The 20,060-nt window shown below is 65.5% G+C and carries 19 protein-coding genes; 14 read left to right on the top strand and 5 right to left on the bottom strand.

Annotated elements, in window-relative coordinates; translation table 11 throughout:
* Positions 1-8: 8 nt before the first annotated feature.
* A complete protein-coding gene (locus BT264_RS08245) occupies positions 9-1,427 on the bottom strand; it encodes a heavy metal sensor histidine kinase (protein WP_072438328.1) in 1,419 nt (472 codons plus the stop codon).
* Positions 1,424-2,095 carry a heavy metal response regulator transcription factor gene (locus tag BT264_RS08240; protein ID WP_072438330.1) on the bottom strand — a complete coding sequence of 224 codons (672 nt, stop codon included), beginning with the start codon at positions 2,093-2,095 and terminating at the stop codon, positions 1,424-1,426. The genes BT264_RS08245 and BT264_RS08240 overlap by 4 nt, the downstream gene beginning before the upstream one ends.
* 267 nt (positions 2,096-2,362) lie before the next feature.
* Between BT264_RS08240 and BT264_RS08235 the strand changes: the two genes are divergently transcribed.
* The 10 genes from BT264_RS08235 to BT264_RS08185 all read left to right on the top strand — a co-directional run bounded on the left by BT264_RS08235 (position 2,363) and on the right by BT264_RS08185 (position 12,669).
* Positions 2,363-2,719 (top strand): hypothetical protein, encoded by a 357-nt coding sequence (locus BT264_RS08235; RefSeq protein ID WP_072438332.1) that lies wholly within the window; start codon positions 2,363-2,365, stop codon positions 2,717-2,719.
* Positions 2,720-2,807: 88 nt separating this feature from the next.
* A complete protein-coding gene (locus BT264_RS08230) occupies positions 2,808-3,104 on the top strand; it encodes a hypothetical protein (protein ID WP_072438334.1) in 297 nt (98 codons plus the stop codon).
* Complete coding sequence (locus BT264_RS08225; protein ID WP_072438336.1) at positions 3,101-4,585, top strand: TolC family protein; 1,485 nt, start codon at positions 3,101-3,103, stop codon at positions 4,583-4,585. The genes BT264_RS08230 and BT264_RS08225 overlap by 4 nt, the downstream gene beginning before the upstream one ends.
* A 1-nt stretch (position 4,586) precedes the next feature.
* Positions 4,587-5,882 carry a multicopper oxidase family protein gene (locus BT264_RS08220; RefSeq protein WP_072438338.1) on the top strand — a complete coding sequence of 432 codons (1,296 nt, stop codon included), beginning with the start codon at positions 4,587-4,589 and terminating at the stop codon, positions 5,880-5,882.
* Between the two features lie 74 nt (positions 5,883-5,956).
* Positions 5,957-6,304 (top strand): copper-binding protein, encoded by a 348-nt coding sequence (locus tag BT264_RS08215; protein WP_072438533.1) that lies wholly within the window; start codon positions 5,957-5,959, stop codon positions 6,302-6,304.
* Between the two features lie 14 nt (positions 6,305-6,318).
* On the top strand, positions 6,319-6,699 hold the full coding sequence (copC, locus tag BT264_RS08210; RefSeq protein ID WP_072438535.1) for a copper homeostasis periplasmic binding protein CopC: 381 nt from the start codon (positions 6,319-6,321) through the stop codon (positions 6,697-6,699).
* On the top strand, positions 6,696-7,637 hold the full coding sequence (locus BT264_RS08205) for a copper resistance D family protein (protein ID WP_072438340.1): 942 nt from the start codon (positions 6,696-6,698) through the stop codon (positions 7,635-7,637). Before copC ends, BT264_RS08205 begins: the two co-directional genes overlap by 4 nt.
* A 184-nt stretch (positions 7,638-7,821) precedes the next feature.
* A complete protein-coding gene (locus BT264_RS08200) occupies positions 7,822-9,633 on the top strand; it encodes an ExeM/NucH family extracellular endonuclease (protein WP_072438342.1) in 1,812 nt (603 codons plus the stop codon).
* 701 nt (positions 9,634-10,334) lie between these two features.
* Positions 10,335-12,194 carry a S10 family serine carboxypeptidase-like protein gene (locus BT264_RS08190; protein WP_072438344.1) on the top strand — a complete coding sequence of 620 codons (1,860 nt, stop codon included), beginning with the start codon at positions 10,335-10,337 and terminating at the stop codon, positions 12,192-12,194.
* A gap of 82 nt (positions 12,195-12,276) precedes the next feature.
* Positions 12,277-12,669: a 2-oxoglutarate dehydrogenase gene (locus tag BT264_RS08185; protein ID WP_256260587.1), complete on the top strand. Its 393-nt coding sequence runs from the start codon at positions 12,277-12,279 to the stop codon at positions 12,667-12,669.
* A gap of 63 nt (positions 12,670-12,732) precedes the next feature.
* Here the strand turns inward: BT264_RS08185 and BT264_RS08180 are convergent, their stop codons facing one another.
* A complete protein-coding gene (locus BT264_RS08180) occupies positions 12,733-13,698 on the bottom strand; it encodes a helix-turn-helix domain-containing protein (protein WP_239483241.1) in 966 nt (321 codons plus the stop codon).
* Between the two features lie 242 nt (positions 13,699-13,940).
* On the opposite strand from BT264_RS08180, the gene BT264_RS08175 reads away from it, so the two are divergent.
* Both BT264_RS08175 and BT264_RS08170 read left to right on the top strand, forming a co-directional pair.
* Positions 13,941-15,188, top strand: a complete 1,248-nt coding sequence (locus BT264_RS08175; protein WP_072438350.1) for a D-arabinono-1,4-lactone oxidase — start codon at positions 13,941-13,943, stop codon at positions 15,186-15,188.
* Positions 15,189-15,221: 33 nt separating this feature from the next.
* Positions 15,222-16,001: an SDR family NAD(P)-dependent oxidoreductase gene (locus tag BT264_RS08170; RefSeq protein WP_072438352.1), complete on the top strand. Its 780-nt coding sequence runs from the start codon at positions 15,222-15,224 to the stop codon at positions 15,999-16,001.
* A gap of 86 nt (positions 16,002-16,087) precedes the next feature.
* Here BT264_RS08170 and BT264_RS08165 read toward each other — a convergent pair whose 3' ends face one another.
* Positions 16,088-17,062, bottom strand: coding sequence for a helix-turn-helix transcriptional regulator (locus BT264_RS08165; RefSeq protein ID WP_256260586.1), 975 nt, complete (start codon positions 17,060-17,062; stop codon positions 16,088-16,090).
* Positions 17,063-17,734: 672 nt separating this feature from the next.
* Between BT264_RS08165 and BT264_RS08160 the strand changes: the two genes are divergently transcribed.
* Together BT264_RS08160 and BT264_RS39830 are read left to right on the top strand one after the other, a co-directional pair.
* On the top strand, positions 17,735-18,004 hold the full coding sequence (locus BT264_RS08160; protein WP_072438356.1) for a DUF4148 domain-containing protein: 270 nt from the start codon (positions 17,735-17,737) through the stop codon (positions 18,002-18,004).
* Between the two features lie 82 nt (positions 18,005-18,086).
* The gene (locus tag BT264_RS39830; protein ID WP_256260585.1) at positions 18,087-18,218 is read left to right on the top strand and encodes a hypothetical protein; all 132 of its coding nucleotides are present in this window, start codon (positions 18,087-18,089) and stop codon (positions 18,216-18,218) included.
* Positions 18,219-18,257: 39 nt separating this feature from the next.
* Here the strand turns inward: BT264_RS39830 and BT264_RS08155 are convergent, their stop codons facing one another.
* Positions 18,258-19,790: an amino acid permease gene (locus tag BT264_RS08155; RefSeq protein ID WP_072438358.1), complete on the bottom strand. Its 1,533-nt coding sequence runs from the start codon at positions 19,788-19,790 to the stop codon at positions 18,258-18,260.
* Between the last annotated feature and the right edge of the window lie 270 nt (positions 19,791-20,060).

The following is a 20,060-nucleotide window of genomic DNA, read 5'->3' as shown; positions in this document are numbered from 1 at the left end:
CGGCCAAACTAACTATCGCTGCCGCGCGGAAAGTAAAGCGCGAACGTCGTGCGTCCGTCGCTGCTTGCGACCTCGACCTTGCCGCGATGCAATTCCATGATCGACTTGACGATCGCCAGCCCGAGCCCCGCGTTTCGCGCCGCACCGTGCCGCGACGAATCGATGCGGTAGAAGCGCTCGAAGATCCGGTCGACCTGTTCGGGCGGAATCGCGGCACCGCGATTCGTGACCTCGACGACCGCGTAACCGGCCTGCACGGAAACGGCCAGCTCGATCGTCGACGCGGCTTGCGCATGTTCGAGCGCGTTCGACGCGAGGTTGCTGACCGCACGCCGGAATAGCGTTGCGTCAGCAACGACCGGCGCATTGCCGCGCACGTCGATGCGCACGCCGGCCTCGTCGGCCAGTGCCTGGAAATACGACGCGAGCCTGCGCAGTTCGCTGCCCGCGTCGAGTTCTGCGGTTTTCAGGTGCTGCCGCGCATTGTCGGTGCGCGCGAGAAAAAGCATGTTCTCGATCATCCGCTGCAGCCGTTCGCATTCCTCGATATTCGAATCGATCAGCGCTTCGTATTCTTCGGTCGTGCGTGCGCGCGACAGCGTGATCTGCGACGAGCTGATCACGTTGGCGAGCGGCGTGCGCATGTCGTGCGCGAGATCGGACGAGAACTGCGACAGCCGCACGAACGCGCGTTCGAGACGGTCGAGCATCCGGTTGACCGAGGTCGCGAGCTCGCGCAGCTCGACCGGGCCGCCGCGCGCGTCGAGGCGCGCGTTAAGGTTGTGCGCCTCGATGAGCGACGTCTGCCGGCCGAGGCTCTCGACCGGGCGCAGGCCGCGCGACGCGACCGCATAACCGAGCGCGCCGACCAGCAGCGCGCCGACGGCCGCCGCGAGCCAGATGTCGACGCGATAGCTTTCGAGCAGTGACTGGCGATCCGTCGCCGTGCGTGCGAGCGCGACCTGGATTGCCTCGCCGGACGGCAGCGTGGCGCGTGCATGGACGCAGCGCGACGCACCGATGCCGGGCGGCGAGCAGGTGAACGGGTCGCCGGGTTTACCGGTTCCGCTGGCCGCATGCGGCGCGGCGATCACCGTGGCGAGCGTATTGCCGGCTTCGTCGGTGTGCTCGACGAGCGTGCGGTTCTGCCCGTCGTAGATGCCGAGATAGACGCCCGGATGCGACAGCAGCACCTCGTGGAACACGGCCGGATCGGCGCGCAGCGCGGCCGTCGAACCGCTCGCGTGCGCGAGCTGCAGGAACTGGTTGAGCTTGCCGGAGATCTCGATGTCGTCGCGCCGCGTCAGTTCGGCGGACAGCGAACGATAGAGGTACGCGCCGGTCAGCGCGAACACGAGCGCGGCGACGACGGCGAACGCGAGCGTCAGGCGCCGCAGCAGCGAATACGAAGCCGGGCTCGCGGTCACGAACGATCCTCGAGCACGTAACCCATGCCGCGGATCGTGTGGATCAGCTTCTTGTCGTAAGCATTGTCGATCTTCGCGCGCAGCCGCTTGATCGCCGCATCGACGACGTTCGTGTCGCTGTCGAAATTCATGTCCCAGATCTGCGACGTGATGAAGGTGCGCGTCAGGACTTCGCCCTCGCGTTCCGCGAGCAGTTGCAGCAGCGCGAATTCCTGCGCGGTCAGGTCGATGCGGTGGTCGGCGCGCCGCACGCGGCGCTTGATCAGGTCGACTTCGAGATCGGCCACATTCAGGATGTCGCGCACGTTGCGCGGCGCGCGGCGCAGCAGCGAGCGGATGCGCGCGAGGAACTCGGCATACGCGAACGGCTTGAGCAGGTAGTCGTCGGCGCCCAGTTCGAGGCCGGCGACCTTGTCCTCGATCGCCTCGCGGGCCGTGAGCAGCAGCACGGGCGTCTGCTTTTGCGCGCGCAGCCGCCGGAGCACTTCGAATCCGTCCATCTCCGGCAGCATCACGTCGAGCACGACGAGATCGAAATCCTCGTGCAGCGCGAGGAACAGCCCGTCCTTGCCGTTCTCCGCAATGTCGACCGTGTAGCTCGCCTCCATCAGCCCCTTCCGGAGGTACGACGCCATCTTGGGTTCGTCTTCGACTATCAGTATCCGCATGGTGAGGCAGGCTGTCCGTGGTTCCAGCCGGTCAGTGTAACGCCTGAGCTTACGGCGCCGAGCGTGCGCGAAAGATGACCGCCGGATGACGGAAATTTCATGAAGTGCTTACTCGCCGCTTCGCCCGCGTTTCATGAAAATCCTGTCATGTTTCGACCATGTCGTCGTCACGGCGGCGGCGATAAGCTGCAGCCGTGTTGTCCCCGGAGCGCGCCGTCGCGGCGCTGCGCCGGCCGATCCGATCGTTGCCTGCCTGATTCCGTTTCCATGTCGTACTGGCGCAAATTCATCCTCGTCGTGCTGCTGGCGTTGAGCCTGCCGATCCAGTCGTTCGCGACCGTTTCGATGCAGTGCGCGGGCGCTGCGGTGCCGCATGCGGAAGAGGCGCCGCACACGATGTCGACCGAGCAGGGCGCGCGGGGGAACCACGGGGATCACGAAAGCCGCGCGGCGTCGTGCGCCGCCTGTGTGTCCTGCTGCTTCGGCACGGGCATGTCGGGTGTGCGAGCGGTGCCGGCTGCGGCGGACGCCAGCATCGCGATCGCGTCGTATCCGCCTTCGGCCGTCGTCGTGTCGTTCCTGACCGGCGGCATCGAGCGGCCGCCTCGCCGGACTCCCGTCTAGTCCCTGCCCGCGGCCGACCGGCCGCGACCCGCAATCCATTCCGCCGGCTGCACGCCAGCCGCCGGACGACTCACGACGAGACTCATTCATGCGATTGATCACTGCGGCGCTGTTGAGCGCGGCGGCCATCGTGCCGTCGCTCGCGCCTGCGCAACCCCCGCTTCCCGATCCGGCGGACGCCGCCGCGACGGTGCCGGACGTCACCGTGACGTCCGCGTTCGACGGCTACCGGCCGTATCGCGACGACGAAGGCCCGGGCTGGAAGCAGCTGAACCGGGACGTGATGGAACGGCCCGCGAAGGGGCGCACGACCGGCGCCGCGAAGCCCGGCGACCCGGCGGGCAACGGCGGCGCCCATTCGATGCACGGAGGGGCCGCGCGATGAAGAACCTGTCGATATCGCCGCGAATCGTCGCGGCTGCGGTCGCGCTGGCATTCCTCGCGGGCTGCACGACGTTTTCGAAGGACGGCGGCTTCGGCGCCGTGTCGTCCACCGCGTCGGAACGGATCGGAAAAGACGCCGTCGTCGTCCGCACCGATGCCGACCGCGAAGCCGTCGACCAGCGGACCCGGGAATTGCTCGCGCAGCCGCTGTCGATGGACGACGCGGTGCAGGTCGCGCTGCTGAACAATCGCGGCCTGCAGGCGTCGTATGCGGAGCTCGGGCTGTCGGAGGCCGACCTCGTGCAGGCCGGCCGGCTGCCGAACCCGCGCTTCTCGTTCAGCCGCACGCGCGCCGGCGACGGTGAGCTGAGCCTCGGCCGCACGTTCTCGGCGAACGTGTTCGCGCTGCTGACGATGCCGCTCGCGACGAACATCGAGCGCCGCCGTTTCGAACAGACCAAGCTCGAAACGGCCGACGCGATGCTGAAGGCGGCGGCCGACGCGCGCCGCGCGTATGTCGAGGCCGTCGCCGCCGAGCAGGCCGCGAACTATGCGCAGCAGGTGCGCGATGCCGCGAGCGCGGCTGCCGAACTCGCACAGCGCATGCGGCAGGCCGGCAACTTCAGCCGGCTCGATTACGCGCGCGAACAGGCGTTCCATGCCGACGCGGTCGCGCAGCACGCGAAGGCGCGCCAGCAGGCCGTGGCCGCGCGCGAGAAGCTCACGCGCGCGATGGGGCTGTGGGGCGAGCGCATGCAGTACGCGCTGCCCGACCGTTTGCCCGACCTGCCGAACGCGCGCCCGGACCTGCCCGATCTCGAACGCTTTGCGATGAGCAACCGCCTCGATATCCAGGCCGCGAAGCTGCAGACGCAGGGCGTCGCGTCGTCGCTCGGCCTCAGCAAGGCCACGCGCTTCGTCAACGCGGTCGATCTCGGCTACGTGAACAACTACGAGACTGGCAAGGGCCACGAGCACGGCTACGAGATCAGCGTCGAGATTCCGCTGTTCGACTGGGGCGGCGCGAAGGTCGCGCGGGCCGAGGCCGTCTACATGCAGTCGGCGAACCGGCTCGCGAAGACGGCCATCGACGCGCGCTCCGAAGTGCGCGAGTCATACGCGGCATACGTGACGAGCTACGACGTCGCGAAGCACTATCGCGACGAAGTCGTGCCGCTGCGCAAGACGATCTCGGACGAGCTGCTGCTGCGCTACAACGGGATGCTCGCGAGCGTGTTCGAGCTGCTGGCCGATGCGCGCGAGCAGGTCGGCGCGGTGAACGGCTACATCGATTCGCTGAAGGACTACTGGCTCGCCGAAACCGATCTGCAGATGGCCGTCGGCGGCCGGCTGCCGACTTCGGGCCCCGCGCCGCGCGCGGCGGTTTCCGCCGAACCCGAACCCAACGCCGATGCTGCGCCGCAGCCGGCTTCCTCACCCGCGGCGCAACCGGCGCCCGCAACGCATCCTGAAGGTCATTGACATGGTGTCCCGTCGACAATTTCTCAGCGGCTCGGGCGCCGCGCTGCTGGGCGCCGCGATGGTCAGCAAGGCCGGCGCCGCGTCGCTGCCCGAAGCGCCCACGATGGCGAAAACCGCCACGCAGCCGCCGCTCGTGCCGCCCAACGGCCGCCCGTACACGCCCGTCGCGACGCTGAACGGCTGGACGCTGCCGTGGCGGATGAAGAACGGCTGGAAGGAATTCCACCTGACGGCCGAGCCCGTCGTGCGCGAGATGGCGCCCGGCATGAACGCGAACCTGTGGGGCTACAACGGCCAGTCGCCGGGCCCGACGATCGAGGCCGTCGAAGGCGACAAGGTCCGCATCTTCGTGACCAACCGGCTGCCCGAGCACACGACGATCCACTGGCACGGGCTGCGGCTGCCGAACGGGATGGACGGCGTCGGCGGCCTCACGCAGCCGCATATCCCGCCAGGCAAGACCTTCGTCTACGAGTTCCAGCTCGAATCGCACGGCACGTTCATGTATCACCCGCACGCCGACGAGATGGTGCAGATGGCGATGGGGATGATGGGCATGTTCATCGTGCACCCGAAGGATCGCGGCACGATGCCGGTCGATCGCGACTTCGTGTTCCTGCTCGCCGCGTACGACATCGATCCCGGCAGCTACACGCCGCGCGTGAACGAGATGACGGATTTCAACATGTGGACCTTCAACTCGCGCGTGTTCCCGGGCATCGACCCGCTGCCGGTGCGCGCGGGCGACCGCGTGCGGATTCGTTTCGGCAACCTGACGATGACGAACCATCCGATCCACCTGCACGGCTACAGCTTCGAAGTCGCGGGCACCGACGGCGGCTGGATTCCGCCGGCGGCGCGCTGGCCCGAAGTGACGGCCGATGTCGCGGTGGGCCAGATGCGCGCGATCGAGTTCACCGCCGATCGCCCGGGCGACTGGGCGTTCCATTGCCACAAGTCGCATCACACGATGAATGCGATGGGCCACCAGGTGCCGAACCTGATCGGCGTGCCGCAGAAGGATCTCGCGAAAAAGATCGGCAAGCTCGTGCCGGACTACATGGCGATGGGCAGCACCGGCGGCGCGATGGGCAACATGGAGATGCCGCTGCCCGACAACACGCTGCCGATGATGACGGGCACGGGCCCGTTCGGGCCGCTGGAGATGGGCGGCATGTTCACGGTGCTCAAGGTGCGGCAGGGGCTCGGCCGCAACGACTATCGCGACCCGGGCTGGTTCCGGCATCCGAAGGGCACCGTCGCATACGAATACACCGGCGAATTGCCGGACGGCTGAGCAGCAGTAGCAGCACGCGGCGGCCGTGCCGATGCGGCCGCCGGTTTCGATTCACTCACTCGGGAGCAAGCATGATGAAGAAGGGACTGGTTTCGATTGCAATGGGTTGCGCGCTGGTGTTTTCCGCCGCGTCGTACGCGGCCGGCGACATGGCCGGCATGGACATGAGCGGCGGCGCGAAGCAGGGCGCCGACGCGAAGCACGGGATGTCGCACGGCGAGATCCGCAAGGTCGACACGGCCGCGGGCAGGCTGACGATCAAGCACGGCCCGCTGGACAACCTCGGGATGGACGCGATGACGATGGTGTTCAAGGTGAAGGACCCTGCAATGCTGTCGCAGGTGAAGGCGGGCGACAAGATCGACTTCGTCGCCGAGGACGTGGGCGGCGCGCTGACCGTCGTCGAACTGAAGAAGCCGTGACGCCGGGCATGAACATGAAGATCACGACTCTCACGCGGCTGGCCGCCTTCGTCGCGGCCGGCGCGATTCTCGCGGCCGCGCCGGTCGCGGCATCGGCACACGGCAAGCTCGAAAGCGCCGCGCCCGCGACGGGCAGCACGGTCGATACGGCGCCCGACGCGTTGCGGCTTACGTTCAACGAAGACCTCGAACCGACCTTCAGTTCGGTGAAGGTGTCGGACGCGAACGGCAACGCCGTCACGCAGGAAAAAGCGAAGGTCGATGCGTCGAATCCGCGCGTGATGACCATCGCGATGCCGAAGCTCGCGCCGGGCGCGTACACGGTGCAGTGGGCGGTGATGACGGCCGACGCGCATCGCACCAAGGGCACCTATACGTTCAAGGTGAAAGGGTGAACGAGGGCTTCGTCGGCCTGCTGCGGCTCGTATCGGTGGCGATCCAGAATGCCGGGTTCGCGGTGATCGTCGGCGCGCTGCTCGGCAGCCACTGGCTCGCGCGCGGCGCGTCGGCGTGGCAGCACGGCATCGGGCGGCGTCTCGTCGCGACGCTGCGCATTGCGTCGGTCGCGTCGCTGCTCGCGAGCATCACCGCATTCTGGGCGCACTGCGCGCTGATGAGCGAAGTGTCGATGCTCGACGCAGGGCCGGCCGTCCGCGCGATGCTCGTGGGCACCGGTTTCGGCCATGCGTGGCTGGCCGGCGCCGTGTTCATGGTTGTCGTCGTGCTGCTGTCGTTCATCAGACATGCGAACGACACGCGCTTTCCGTTCGCGATGTGGGCAGCGCTCGCATGCGTCGCGCTCGCGCGCAGCAACGGCGGTCATCCGGTCGACGCAGGGCTGTTCAGCGTGCCGGTGTGGGTCGACTGGCTGCATCTGCTGGCGATCAGCGCGTGGGTCGGGCTCGTGCTCGTGACGGCGTTCGGCGTGATGCCGCGGCTCGTTGGCATGCCCGCGGGCGAACGCGAGACCGGCGCGTCGTTCGTGCAGTCGCTTTCCGATGCGTCGACCCATGCGTTGATCGTGCTGTTCGCGACCGGCGCGTACAACGGATGGCGCGGCGTCGATACGCCCGCCAACCTGCTCGCATCGACATACGGGCAGATCCTGTTGCTGAAGCTCGCGCTCGTGCTGATCGCCGCGATGCTCGGCGGACACAACCGGTTCTTCGGGATGCCGAAGCTGCTGGCCGCGCTGAAGGACCCGGCCGCCGCGATGCCGGCCGGCCCGTTGCGCCGGTTCGGCGCGGTGTTGCGGATCGAGGCGGTCGTGCTGGCCGGCGTGCTGATGGTGGCGGCCGTGCTCGTGTCGAGCGCGCTGCCGGGGACGGTCTAGCGCTACGGTGCGTTGACGAAGGTCACTCAGGGGAATCGTCGCGAGCACGGCAGATTTTTTGTCGGACGATTCCCCGCTTTTTATGCGAGATAGCGGAAATTACATCGGCCTGTCTGTCGATTACCAAAAACTGTCATTGAGCGCCGTTAAGCTTTCGCCACCTTCACAACCGGGATTCCCCGTCATGCGCTCGACAATCCGCCTGTTTGCCCCGTTATTGCTTCTGCCCACGCTCGCTGCGCCGGCGATCGCCGCCACCGCCGCGCCCGTCAGCCCGAACTGCGGCGGCAGCGCGACGCCGATTGCCGATATCCAGGGGCCGGGCGCGCCGTCGCCGCTCGCCGGCCAGAACGTGTCGATCGAAGCCGTCGTCACTGCCGATTTCGGCGGCACGGACGGCTTCGGCGGCTTCTTCGTCCAGCAGGCCGACGCGCAGCGCCGCAACCAGCCGGGCGTGTCCGAAGGCCTGTTCGTCTATGCGCCGAAAGTGCGTGCAAAGGCCGGCGATCTCGTGCACGTGACAGGCAAGGTCGAGGAGAAATACGGGCAGACGCAGCTCACGCAGTCGGGTGCGATCGCGGTGTGCGCGAACGGCCAGACTGTCACGCCCGCGACGCTCGCGCTGCCGGTCGACGGCCCGAACGCGTTCGCCGCGTATGAAGGGATGCTCGTGCGCCTGCCGCAGACGCTGAACGTCACCGACAACTACGAGCTCGGCCGTTACGGCAGCGTGTTGCTCAGCAACGGCCGCCTGCGCACGCCGACGAGTGTCGTGCCGCCGGCCCAGGTGCAGACGCAGATCGATGCGAACGCACGCAACCGGCTGGTCCTCGACGACGGGTCGAACAAGCAGAACCCCGCGACCGTGCCGTATCCGGCGCCGGGCCTGTCGGCCGCGAACACGCTGCGCGCCGGCTACACCGTGCGCGACGTCGAAGGCGTGCTCGAAGTGCGTTACGGCGCATGGCGCGTGCAGCCGCTGCCCGGCGCGGCCGTGCCGGCATTCGAGGCGCGCACGAACCCTCGTACCAATGCGCCCGCGCGCGATCCGAAATCGAACCTGCGCGTCGCATCGTTCAACGTCCTCAACTACTTCAACGGCAACGGTCTCGGCGGCGGCTTCGACGATCCGAACAACCGCGGTGCGAAGAACTACCAGGAATTCCAGCGTCAAGAGGCGAAGATCGTCAGCGCGCTGAAGGCGCTCGACGCCGACGTGATCGGCCTGATGGAAATCCAGAACAACGGCTACGGCGAACTGAGCGCGGTGCGCCAGCTCGCGGCGAAGCTCGGCAACCACTGGCGCGTCGTCGATCCGGGCACGTCGCGCCTCGGCGGCGATGCGATCGCGGTCGCGATGATCTACGACAGCCGCAAGGTCGAACCGGTCGGCCGCGCGGCCACGCTCGCGATCGACGACAAGAACCGCCAGCCGCTCGCGCAGTCGTTCCGCCGCATCGGCGGCAAGCAGGCGCTGACGATCGCGGTGAACCACCTGAAGTCGAAGAACTGCCCGGACGCCGCGAACGACGATCTCGACCAGGGCGACGGCCAGGGCTGCTGGAACCCGACGCGCACGCGTGCGGCGGCGAAGGTCGCCGACTGGCTCGCCGGCACGCCGACGGGTGTCGCGGGCCAGGGCGTGCTGCTGATCGGCGACTTCAACAGCTACACGCATGAAGATCCGATCCGCACGCTCGAATCACGCGGCTACCGCAACCTCGTCGCGCGCTGGATCGGCGCGAATGCGTACAGCTACGTATACAACGGCGAAGCCGGCTATCTCGATCACGCGCTCGCGACGCTGCCGCTTGCATCGCACGTGAAGGCCGTGCACGAATGGCACATCAACGCGGACGAGCCGCTCGCGCTGCAATACACGATGGCGTACAAGTCGGCCGAGCAGCAGAAGACGTACTACGCACCGGATGCATATCGTTCGTCGGATCACGATCCGGTGCTGATCGATATCGCGCTGCCGGGCGGCGGGCATTGATGGCGGGTTGATTGTTGGTGACGGGCGGAGGCGCGTGTATCGCGCGCCGCCGCCCGCGCCGCGGAAAATCCGGTCGGATATCGGGTAAATAATTCCACTGCAACCGGATTGAATTGGCTGAATCGGTATTTTATGGATGGCGAGGTGCACATAAGCACCCGGATTGGCAAATGGATGAGGTGAATCAAATCACCGAATCGCACATGCGTGCGGCTACGCTGCTTTAATCGATTGTGGATAATAAAAATGAAAGAAAATTCCTGTCGATATGAAGGATTTTGGGGCGCTGCATCAATACAGCAAAGGCTTTTGCGTTGTGTACGAAAAGTAAAATATTCGACGAAGCATTGCCGATAAAGAGCGCCTTGCGCGAATAATCCGTCTTGCTTTCAAATGCCAGACACTGGCCGGCCTTCGCATCATTACGGGATTTTTAATATCGGAATGATCTTTGACAACGCGGCGCAGCACCGCCTATTTTGTCGATGTCGTAAATTTCGGTAATCAGAAAAGAAGTCCAAACTGCAGGGGGCGGTTCACGCACGATTCTCGCCGGCAGTTTGCTGTGTCTGTATCACGTTCAGTCTCTTGAAGCAGTCCGATCCCAACCGCCTTTTGCGCGAGTGGCGGGTGTTGCTGCGCGTCTCGCCGGTGAAGGCGGCCTTTGTGAAGCGGTATCCGAACCAAATCAAAGGGCAGAGATGAAACCAGACAGGAGCTGTACCGGCAGCCGTCATGGCCGCCGTGGCCGTCACGGCCGGTTGGCCGGGCTAGGTGCATTGACCGTCATGACCCTGGCGCTCGCGGCATGCGGCGGCGACGATTCGTCGTCCGTCGGTGCGTCGAGCCTCGCGCAGGCGACCGCCAGCCAGCAGGCCGGCGCGCAACAATCGGCCGGCAGCCAGACGCCGGCGGCCAACCAGCCTTACGTCGATCAGGTCGCGTATTCGATGAATGCGACCGACGGCCTCGCCGCCGCGCAGGTGTCCGAGAAAGCGGCGGTCATGCATTACCAGTGGAAGTCCGGCGGCACGACCATCAACTACACGACGACCACCGGCCACCTGACCGCGCAGGACGCGAACGGCAATGCGGAAGCGTCGATGTCGTATGTCGCGTACACCGCGCCGAGCACGAACGGCAAGCCGCGTCCCGTCACGTTCGTGTATAACGGCGGCCCCGGCTCGTCGTCGATCTGGCTGCGCCTCGGCTCGTTCGCGCCGACCCGCGTCGCCACGCCCGATCCGCTGTTCGGCAGCAACTGGCCGAACTACCCGCTCGTCGACAACGCGGAAAGCCTGATCGACACCACCGATCTCGTGTTCATCGACCCGCCGGGAACCGGGCTGTCGGAAGCCGTGTTGCCGAACACCAACCAGAAGTACTGGGGTTCCGATGCGGACGTGAACATCATGCGCGACTTCATCCAGCGCTACCTGAACGTCAACAGCCGCGGCACGTCGCCTATCTATCTGTACGGCGAATCGTACGGCACGCCGAGGACCGACATGCTGGCGCTCGCGCTCGAATCGGCCGGTGTGCACCTGACGGGCATCGTGCTGCAGTCTGCAATCCTGAACTACTTCGCGGATGCGGTGGAAGCGGTGGCGATCACGCAGTCGACGGAAGGGCTGCTGCTCGAAACCGATACCGTGGCCGGCTACCTGCCCGGTTATGCGGCGGTCGCGGCGTACTTCAATCAGGTATCGCCGGCGCCGGTGAACCAGGCTTTGTACGCACTGCAGACGGAACTGTTTACGACGCTGATCTACAACCAGCTGCAGAAGTATTCGCAGTCGTGGGTGTTGAGCCAGCTCGGCATTCCGGATGCGCTCGGCACGCCGGTGTTCCCGAGCGATGCGACGCTCCAGCTGTGGTCGATCCCGTCGAGCCTGACGCAACAGGCGCTGCGCGGCTACTTCAACGCGAACCCGTTCGGCACGAGCCTGCTGCCCGGAACGACGGTCGGCCGGTATGACGGACGCGTGTCGTTGCCGAACTCCGATCCGCGTCTGCAGACCGACGGCGACCCGTCCGACATCCTGATCTCGCAGCCGTTCACGAACGCGCTCGCGACGCAGATGCCGGACTACCTCGGCTACACCGCGCCAAATGCGACCTACCTGCCGCTGAACGACAACATCATCGGCGTATGGGACTTCTCGCACGACGGCCAGCCGATGCCCGACACGATCCCCGATCTGCTCGGTGCGCTGCAGCTCAACCCGAAGCTTCGCGTGCTCGCGGAGAATGGCTTCCACGATCTCGCGACGCCGTTCTTCAACACCGAGAAGCAACTCGCGCGGTTGCAGACGGTGAAGGGCCTGAATCCGAAGCTGCAGGTGAACTTCTTTCAGGGCGGTCACATGACTTATCTGGACGATGTCGCGCGTCCGCAGATGAAGCGTGACCTGAAGACGTTCTACAAGGGTGCGCGGATTCCGACGGCGCTGACGCTGCACACGCTGCCGCCGCCCTGGCCGGACGAGAACCCGCCCAGCGTGCCGACCGGCAGCGTGCCGGGCGCGACGGCCGCGACGACGCTGGCGGCGGCCCCTTGAGCGACGGACTCCTTGCCAAAGGAACCCTCTATTCATCCATTGAATGCGAGTGATCATGTCCCTAATCAAATTGATTCGGCGTATGTCTGCGTTGATCGTCCTCGGTGCCGTGGCGAGCAGCGCCTACGCATTGCCGCCGCAGGCGGTGGCGCCGGTGAAGCTGCCGCATGGCGGGCGCGGTGTCGACGGTCCGTTCTTTCCTGCCACGCGTGCGGCGCCGGTGTTGCCGTCGACCGGCGCCACGCTGCAGCAGCAGGCGCAGCGGCGTGTCGACGCGAGGCTCGGCGCCAATACGGTGCTGAGCAACGGCGCGGCGGTGACGAAGGCGCAGGCGCTAAGCAGCGGGCTCGGTTTCGTGTCGAAGCACTTCGACGAGATCGATGCGAAGCACACGGGCCGCGTGACGATGAGCGATGTAAGGCAGTTCATCCAGCAGCGGCAGGTGCAGGCGCAGCAGGAACAGCAGGACGAGTGATGGCGTGAGCAGGACGGCGGCCGGTGTGGGGTCCGGCATCGGCCGCCGAACCGCGAGAGGCTTTCAGATGGCCTGGCGCGCCGCGTAGCGTCTGGCCGTGGCCGACGGCAACTCGCCGAACATCGCGCGATAGTCCTGCGCGAAACTGCTCAGGTGCCAGAAGCCCCATTTGGTTGCGGCAGACGTCACGGATTCGCCGAGCCGAAGCTCGCGGCGCGCGTGATTCAGTCGAACGGCCCGCAGATACGCAATGGGGTTCAGATTGAGCGCGTCGTGGAACGCATACTGCGCGGTGCGCCGGCTGATGCCGAGTTGCACGCACAGTTCGGCGATCGACAGCGGGCAGGTCGATGCGTCCTGAAGCCGCTCCTGCACCGCGTTGACCAGCGACCAGTACTTCGTCGGGCGTGCGGCTCGCGCGCCGGCCTCCGGCGCGGCCGCCGTCAACACTTCCGAGATCGCATACAGGACGGTGCGCTCCAGCAGTTCGATCCGGTTCTGCGTCGCCACGTCTTCGACGGAGGTGCTTTTCGCCGCGGCGGCCAGCGTTCGGCGCAGCAGATCGCGAAGATTGTCCGCGACGTAGGTGGGCATCGGGATCAGCGGCGCGAGCGTGCGCGCGCGCAGCGACGCGGCGACCGTGCGCATCGCCTGCGTCGACAGCTTGTCGGGCTCGATCTCGACATTCACGAGCACGTGCCGGTCGGGCGAGTAGAACTCGAATTCCGGCAGGCTCGAGAACACGTGCAGGCTGTCGCGCCCGCTTTTCTCGCCGCACATGCGCGCATGCCCTTCCAGTTCCAGCGGCACGGCCACGGCGATCCGGTTCGACGGCACCGCGCCCCGCTGCAGGATGACCTTGTCGAGGTTCTCGACCAGCAGCTTGATGCCGCCCAGCGACACGATCGACGACGAGCCATGAAACAGGCCGCCCGAGATCTGCGTGTAATTCAGGTTCCAGTCTTCGAACGACCGCGCCTGTTCCTCCACGTCGGTGAACGCGCAGAACGCGACCGTTCGCGCGAACAACGGGGCGCCAGAGAAATCGCTCGGGTGGGCAGACGGCGTCATCGGGGGCGGGAAGGGGCGGGCCGGGTCGAATCATTGTAGTCGCTCGGCGAGCCGATCAAAAAGCGCAGCCTCGTGGAAACCCTCGCTTGCCGAAATCCGATAGTGAAAAGCGTTTCGGCGCCCTACCTTTGGCACGAATGCGACGCAGTTCACCGAACCATGCCGACAACGCACCGCGGTGCCTATCTGGAGAGACGTTGATGGAACTTCCCCGTGGCGGATTCTGGAGAAACTGGGTGGGCAATCAGTCGTGCGTGGCCGCGCATCTGGCGTCGCCGACCAGCGAGGCCGAGATCGCGGAGCTGGTGTGCACCGCGACGCGCCAGGGCAAGCACGTCCGGTGCTCGGGGTCGGGGCACTCGTTCACGCCGATCGTGGCGACGAGCGGCCTGCTGCTGTCGCTCCAGGACTACCAGGGCATCGTCGATGTCGATGAAGCGCGCAAGCGTGTGACGGTGAAGGCCGGCACCAAGCTCAATGCGGTGACGCGTCACCTGAAGGAAATCGGCCTGTCGCTCGTCAACCAGGGCGACATCGATTCGCAGGCGATCGCCGGCGCGTTCGCCACCGGCACGCACGGCACGGGGACGACGCTGAGCAACCTGTCGTCGCAGGTCGTCGGGATGCGCATCGTGCGTCCGGACGGCTCGATCATGGAAGTGAGCGACCGGAAGGACCTCGACCTGCTCCATGCGACGCAGGTGAATATCGGCATGTTCGGCGTGGTCTCGGAGATGACGCTGCAGGTGACCGACGCGTTCTGGCTGCACGACCGCGTCTGGCGCGAGGATTTCGAAGCGCTGATGGAGCAATACGACGACCTGGCGGCGAAGCATCGCCATTTCGGCTTCTTCTGGTGCCCGACGTCCGAAAGCCGCCACCTGTACTGCCTGCCCGACACCGCGAAGGTGTCGAATTCGAAGAAGGACTACGACGTGTGCGAGATCAAGGTGATGGACGTCACCGCCGAGCGCACGTTCCATGAAGGCGAGCACGAGAAGATCGCATACAGCTCCGAGGTGTATGCGATCCACTATGTACCGAACTTCCATGAACTCGAATACGCGGTGCCCGCGCAACACGGCAAGGAAGCGCTGCGCCGCGTCCGCGACCTCGTTCTCACGAAGCACCGCGACTGCATTTTCCCGGTCGAGTACCGCTTCACGAAGGGCGATCCGGCATGGATCAGCCCGTTCAACCACCAGGACAGCGTCACCATTTCATGCTCGGGCGGCCCGAACGGTGTCGACTACTGGCCGTTCCTGAAGGACGTCGACGACATCCTGCGCGACTACGACTCGCGTCCGCACTGGGGCAAGCTGCACTTCACGAACCGCGAGGACGTGGACCGCTGGTTCCCCAAGGCCGAAGCATTCCGCGCACTGCGCCGCAGCGTGGACCCCGAGGGCCACTTCCTCAACGATCATCTTCGGACGCTGTTCAGTTGAGCGCGACGATCGAACCAGACAGGAGAACGAAGAATGAATGTCAAGATTGACGGCCGCCTGGCCGGCAAGGTCGCCATCGTGAGCGGCGGCGCCGGCGGGTGCGGCGCTGCTGCGTCCGAACTGTTCGCCGCACAGGGCGCGAAGGTTGCGATCGTCGACCGGGACGGCGACGCCGCCGAAGCGCTCGCGTCCAGGCTGCGCGATGCCGGCCTGCAGGCGATCGGCCTCGGCGCCGACGTGTCGAAACAGGCGGAGGTCAGGCAGGCCGTCGATGCGGCGCGGGAGCAGTACGGCAATGCGGACATCCTGTTCAATCACGCCGGGACGCTGATCGTCAAACCGTTCCTCGACATCGAAGAATCGGAATGGGACTGGCTGATGGGCGTGAACGTCAAGAGCATGTTCCTGATGACGAAGGCGGTGCTGCCGCAGATGCTCGAGAAGGGGCGGGGCAGCATCGTGTGTACGTCGTCGATTTCCGCGGTCTGCGCGACGCCGGGCGAAGTGCTTTACGACGCGACCAAGGGGGCGTGCCACATGTTCGCGCGGGCTATTGCCGTCGAGTACCGCGACCGCGGGATTCGTTGCAACGCGCTGGCACCTGGGTTCATCCGTACGCCGCATGGGATGCGCGAACTCAAGGACCTGCAGGCGATGGGGGGCGACGCGACCGAGGCGGCGATCGCGATTCAGCAGGGTCGGCTGTGCGAGCCGTCGGAGGTCGCGGCGGCCGCGCTGTTCCTGGCGTCCGACGAGTCGAGTTTCGTCAACGGCACCCATCTGTTCGTCGACAACTGCTTTTCGGCCGTCTGACTCGATGATGCCGGGCGATATCAGGGCGAGAAGGTGCCGTGCCGTCCGGTGGTGACTGCGCTTTCGACGCGACACGGCATGCGACGCTAATCGTGCCGGCCAACGCGAAAGACGCTGCGCAATTCGTCGTGGTTGTGGACGTTGAGCTTGCGATAGATCTTTCGAACATGATCGACGACGGTGCTGTCGCGCAGCGCGAGGGAGCGCGCGATTGCGGTTTGCGAGTGGCCGAGGACGAGTAGCGAACAGAGCTGCCGTTGTCGTTCCGTCAGACCGAACTCGAAGCCGAGCCGCTCGATTTCCAGTTCGTGCGGGAGGAAATGCTCGATGTAGATCACGATCGCCTGCTCGCAGTGCATCGCGCTCGCGTGCGCAAAGCGATACGCGTTGAATCGGAAGCGGCCGGCTGCATTGCGGCGTTCCATCGTGGCGGGAGCCACCGGGAGGCCGCACCAGATGCGATTGACGTTCGTCAGCAGCGGCGCAAGCCAGTTCGGAAAGCAGCCGCGACGATAGAACGCAAGCGGTTCGCCGGATGCGAGCGCCAGCATTCTTATGCTGTCCTCACTCTGCAGCAAGACCTTCCCGGTGTTGTCGATGACCATGATCGCCGACTGGCTGCCTTCCGCTTCACGCGACGGCGGATGTATCGGGCACGAAAGCGCATGCGCGATATGTCGCGCGAAGGGCGCGATGTCCCGATGATTCTTTTCCGAGAACGGGTGGCCGCCGGGTGCGCGGCACAGTTTCAGGCTTCCCCAGCCGCGGGTGCCATCGGTCGCCGTCAGCTCGAGACAATGCCGCATGCCAACCGGCCGCCACAGCTGCGCATACATGGCACTCTTCAGCAGCGCGGCGTCGTAACGGGCGCTGTTTTCGAATCCGCGGCCGCGGCGCATTGCATCGGAGAACGTGACGCCGAGCACTTCCTGTTTTTCGGTGTTGTGGACTTCGGCAAAGTAGGTGGGCAGGACTTGATAGACGGTGTCGTTTTCGCTGTACACATCCGACACCGCATAGTGCTCGTCGGTATAGAAGAACATGCCCCAGTCGGCGCCCACGATGCGCCGCGTCGCTTCAACCACATGAGGAATGACGAGGCGCGGTTCGATGCCGAACGAACACAGTCGCCGGATGTGGCCCGCTAGCGCGACATACTTGTCGGACATGGTGCGCCCCTGGAGCTACGACGGGCTTGCACGCGACCGCGTCGAACGAGGGCCGCGTGCACCTTGCGCATACGGTGTCCAGTTTAGGTCGGCATGTCGACGAATTCCACAATTGCCCCCTCGTCAGGGGGCGTTAAACCGGCAGGCCGATCCCTATCATTAATCCATTCCTGCCGGTTGCCCCGCCCGGTGCGCGGTGGCTCGAAGCGCGAGATTTGCCCGATCGCGGGCGCGCGCCGCAGGAACGTTCGATTCGCGTTGCGGCACGACGCGCAGGCAAGAGCACGCGCTAGCTGCTGTGAGGCAATGTTGTGCATTCGCATGCGAATGCACTGGTCCGGGGAACGTTACAGGAGGACGCGAAGGTCGCTCGATAGAACCTCGAACGTGCGAGGCCGGCCGATGACTGGAGCGGCGCGGCAGATTGCTCGCGATTCGCGACGAGCGATGCATGCCGTCACGGCCGATGGTGTCGCATCGGCGAGGTGTGTCGAATCGCGCGGATGGACATCGGCCCCGTCCCCGCTGTATGAGTCGCAATCTCTTTTCATATGAGGTGCCACGATGAAGACGATGTACAAGGCGGCACTGGCCGCCGTTTGCATGCTGGGTGCGGCCGGGCTTGCCCGGGCGGACGGCGGAGCCGACGCGAGTCCCGGCACGCCCTCGGATGCGGCGATCAGCGCCACCGCGGTGGGCTCCATGCCCAGTGCCGGGTCACAGGCGGGCGGCCCCGCGGCGATCACGCGCGCTCAGGTGAAGCAGGAACTGATTCGCGCGCAGAAGTCGGGCGAGCTCGATCGGATGAACCAGTTCTACGGCGGCGGGGAATAGTGGGGGGCGTGACGAACCGGCGCGGCCGCCCGGATCATCGGCGGCCGCGTGGTCGGTGCGCTGGTTGCACGCGAGGACTGTCGTGACTGGCAACGCGACCCTCGCGAAGATCACGGGCATGATCGTCAGTCGAGAGTTCGACGGTCTGAAGGGTTGGATTGCCGAATCAAGGTCGTTCCGCATCGATGTCGAAAAACGCCGACTCGCGGCATGACACCGGCGAGTCGGCGGTTTCAGCGTGTTTCAACGGGCTTCAGACGGACGGATCGACGTTCGCCTCGAGTTCGCGGATGCGCTCGAGGTTGCGCGTGTCCTTCAGCACCGGCGGCCCCGCGAAGGTATTGCGCACCCCGAAGCCGTACCAGATCACCATGAGCGCCGCCACGAAACCGACGAGCACGTAGAGCACCTTTTCATTCGGCGGCTGGATGCCGACATACGCAAGCACACAGGCGCCGACCAGCGCGAGCAACGCACACGGCTTCGACCAGATGCCCAGCTGGAACGGACCTTTTTCGGTCCACGTGCGGCCTTCGGCCAGCATCCCCGAGCCGAGCGGCATCGCATAGGAGATGAACAGGAACACGGCGCTTCCGGCACTCAGCACCGAGAACGCATCGCCATACAACGTGACGACGATCGCAAGCACCGCACACGTCCAGATCGCGGGCCCGGGCGTCCGGTGCGTGTGATTCACGCTGCGCAGCAGTTTCGACGCCGGCAGCCCGCCGTCGCGTGCGAACGCATAAACCATTCGCGACGTCGACATGATCGCGGCGAGCCCGCACACGTAGTTGATGAAGAACATCGCGAGTTCGAGGCAGACGCGCAAGGTCTTCGGAATCGGCGCGAGTATCGCTTCGAAAAAGCCGGTGCCCTGTTTCATGCTGGCGGTCAGGTCGGGCATCACCAGCACGAACGCACACACCATCACGTAGCCGAAGATCGCGGACCAGAACACCGACCCGATGATGCCGCGCGGCACGTTTTTGGCCGCATCGTGGGTCTCTTCCGACGTATGCGCGGAAGCGTCGAAGCCGGTGATGGTGTAGGTCACCAGCAGCAGGCCCGACAGGAACGCGAGCGGCGTGGCCTGCTTCGGCCACGCACCGCCGTCGACACCGGTGAAATTGGTGAAGGTGACCAGCCGATGCGCATCGAACGCGACAGGCGAGTAGTAGAGCAGCGAAACGACCAGCGCGATCGTCACCACGAAAATCAGATAGCCCGACAGGTCGGTGATCCTGCTTGCGATCCTGATGCCGCGTGCGTTCAGGATGGCTTGCGAGATCGTGATGAACGTGATGAACGCCGTTTGATGCCACCAGGTCAGGCTGTCCGGACTGACGCCGAACATCGGCGCGATCAGCGTCTTGAAGAACGGATCGTAGGTGCCGAAGTTGATCGCGGCGATCACGAAGATGAGGCCGATGAGGTTGAGCCACGCCGTCATCCACCCCCATTTCTTCCCGCCGAGGATCGCCCCCCAGTGATAGAGGCCGCCCGCCGTCGGGAACGCGGATGCGATCTGCGACATCGACACGGCGACGATCAGCGCGAACAGCGAACCCAACGGCCAGCCCAGGCCGATCGATGCGCCGCCGGTGGCGGAAAACGCGAGCTGGAACGCGGTAATGCCGCCCGACAGGATGCAGATCACCGAAAACGACACGGCGAAGTTCGAGAAACCGCTCATACGTCTCGACAGTTCCTGCGCATAGCCCATCTTGTGCAGGAGGCTTACGTCACTGTCGTTGCCTGAATCAGGCGCGAGTTTTGCGTCCATGTTCGCTCCGTCACGAATGTCCTGCGTGGCAGGACTGTCATCGCCGCCCGGGCCTTGTATGACGGCCCGCTCCTGGAATTCGTCGGCGGCACGCGCTGCCGCGGTTGAACGGCGGTCGCGTTCCGGTCCGATGCGTGAACGGTATGAAACCAAATTTCCGGGCAATATCGGATTTCGGCAATTTAGTGAAAATCCGGACGCGTGCACTGTTTGAGGGCGTGCCTGCCCGTTCTTTTCTCGTCCTGAATGCCGGATGAAGCACGGAAGCCC

This window comes from Burkholderia sp. NFPP32 (genome assembly GCF_900119325.1).
GTDB lineage: Bacteria > Pseudomonadota > Gammaproteobacteria > Burkholderiales > Burkholderiaceae > Burkholderia > Burkholderia pyrrocinia_C.
Note: the sequence above shows the minus strand (reverse complement) of the source record. Positions and strands in the feature narration are given on the sequence as shown.

Bases quoted from the DNA above. Each gene is read 5' to 3' on its own strand.
- BT264_RS08240 (WP_072438330.1), bottom strand. From the start codon at position 2,095: ATGCGGATACTGATAGTCGAAGACGAACCCAAGATGGCGTCGTACCTC.
- BT264_RS08235 (WP_072438332.1), top strand. From the start codon at position 2,363: ATGTCGTACTGGCGCAAATTCATCCTCGTCGTGCTGCTGGCGTTGAGC.
- BT264_RS08230 (WP_072438334.1), top strand. From the start codon at position 2,808: ATGCGATTGATCACTGCGGCGCTGTTGAGCGCGGCGGCCATCGTGCCG.
- BT264_RS08225 (WP_072438336.1), top strand. From the start codon at position 3,101: ATGAAGAACCTGTCGATATCGCCGCGAATCGTCGCGGCTGCGGTCGCG.
- BT264_RS08220 (WP_072438338.1), top strand. From the start codon at position 4,587: ATGGTGTCCCGTCGACAATTTCTCAGCGGCTCGGGCGCCGCGCTGCTG.
- BT264_RS08215 (WP_072438533.1), top strand. From the start codon at position 5,957: ATGAAGAAGGGACTGGTTTCGATTGCAATGGGTTGCGCGCTGGTGTTT.
- copC (WP_072438535.1), top strand. From the start codon at position 6,319: ATGAAGATCACGACTCTCACGCGGCTGGCCGCCTTCGTCGCGGCCGGC.
- BT264_RS08200 (WP_072438342.1), top strand. From the start codon at position 7,822: ATGCGCTCGACAATCCGCCTGTTTGCCCCGTTATTGCTTCTGCCCACG.
- BT264_RS08190 (WP_072438344.1), top strand. From the start codon at position 10,335: ATGAAACCAGACAGGAGCTGTACCGGCAGCCGTCATGGCCGCCGTGGC.
- BT264_RS08185 (WP_256260587.1), top strand. From the start codon at position 12,277: ATGTCTGCGTTGATCGTCCTCGGTGCCGTGGCGAGCAGCGCCTACGCA.
- BT264_RS08175 (WP_072438350.1), top strand. From the start codon at position 13,941: ATGGAACTTCCCCGTGGCGGATTCTGGAGAAACTGGGTGGGCAATCAG.
- BT264_RS08170 (WP_072438352.1), top strand. From the start codon at position 15,222: ATGAATGTCAAGATTGACGGCCGCCTGGCCGGCAAGGTCGCCATCGTG.
- BT264_RS08160 (WP_072438356.1), top strand. From the start codon at position 17,735: ATGAAGACGATGTACAAGGCGGCACTGGCCGCCGTTTGCATGCTGGGT.
- BT264_RS08155 (WP_072438358.1), bottom strand. From the start codon at position 19,790: ATGGACGCAAAACTCGCGCCTGATTCAGGCAACGACAGTGACGTAAGC.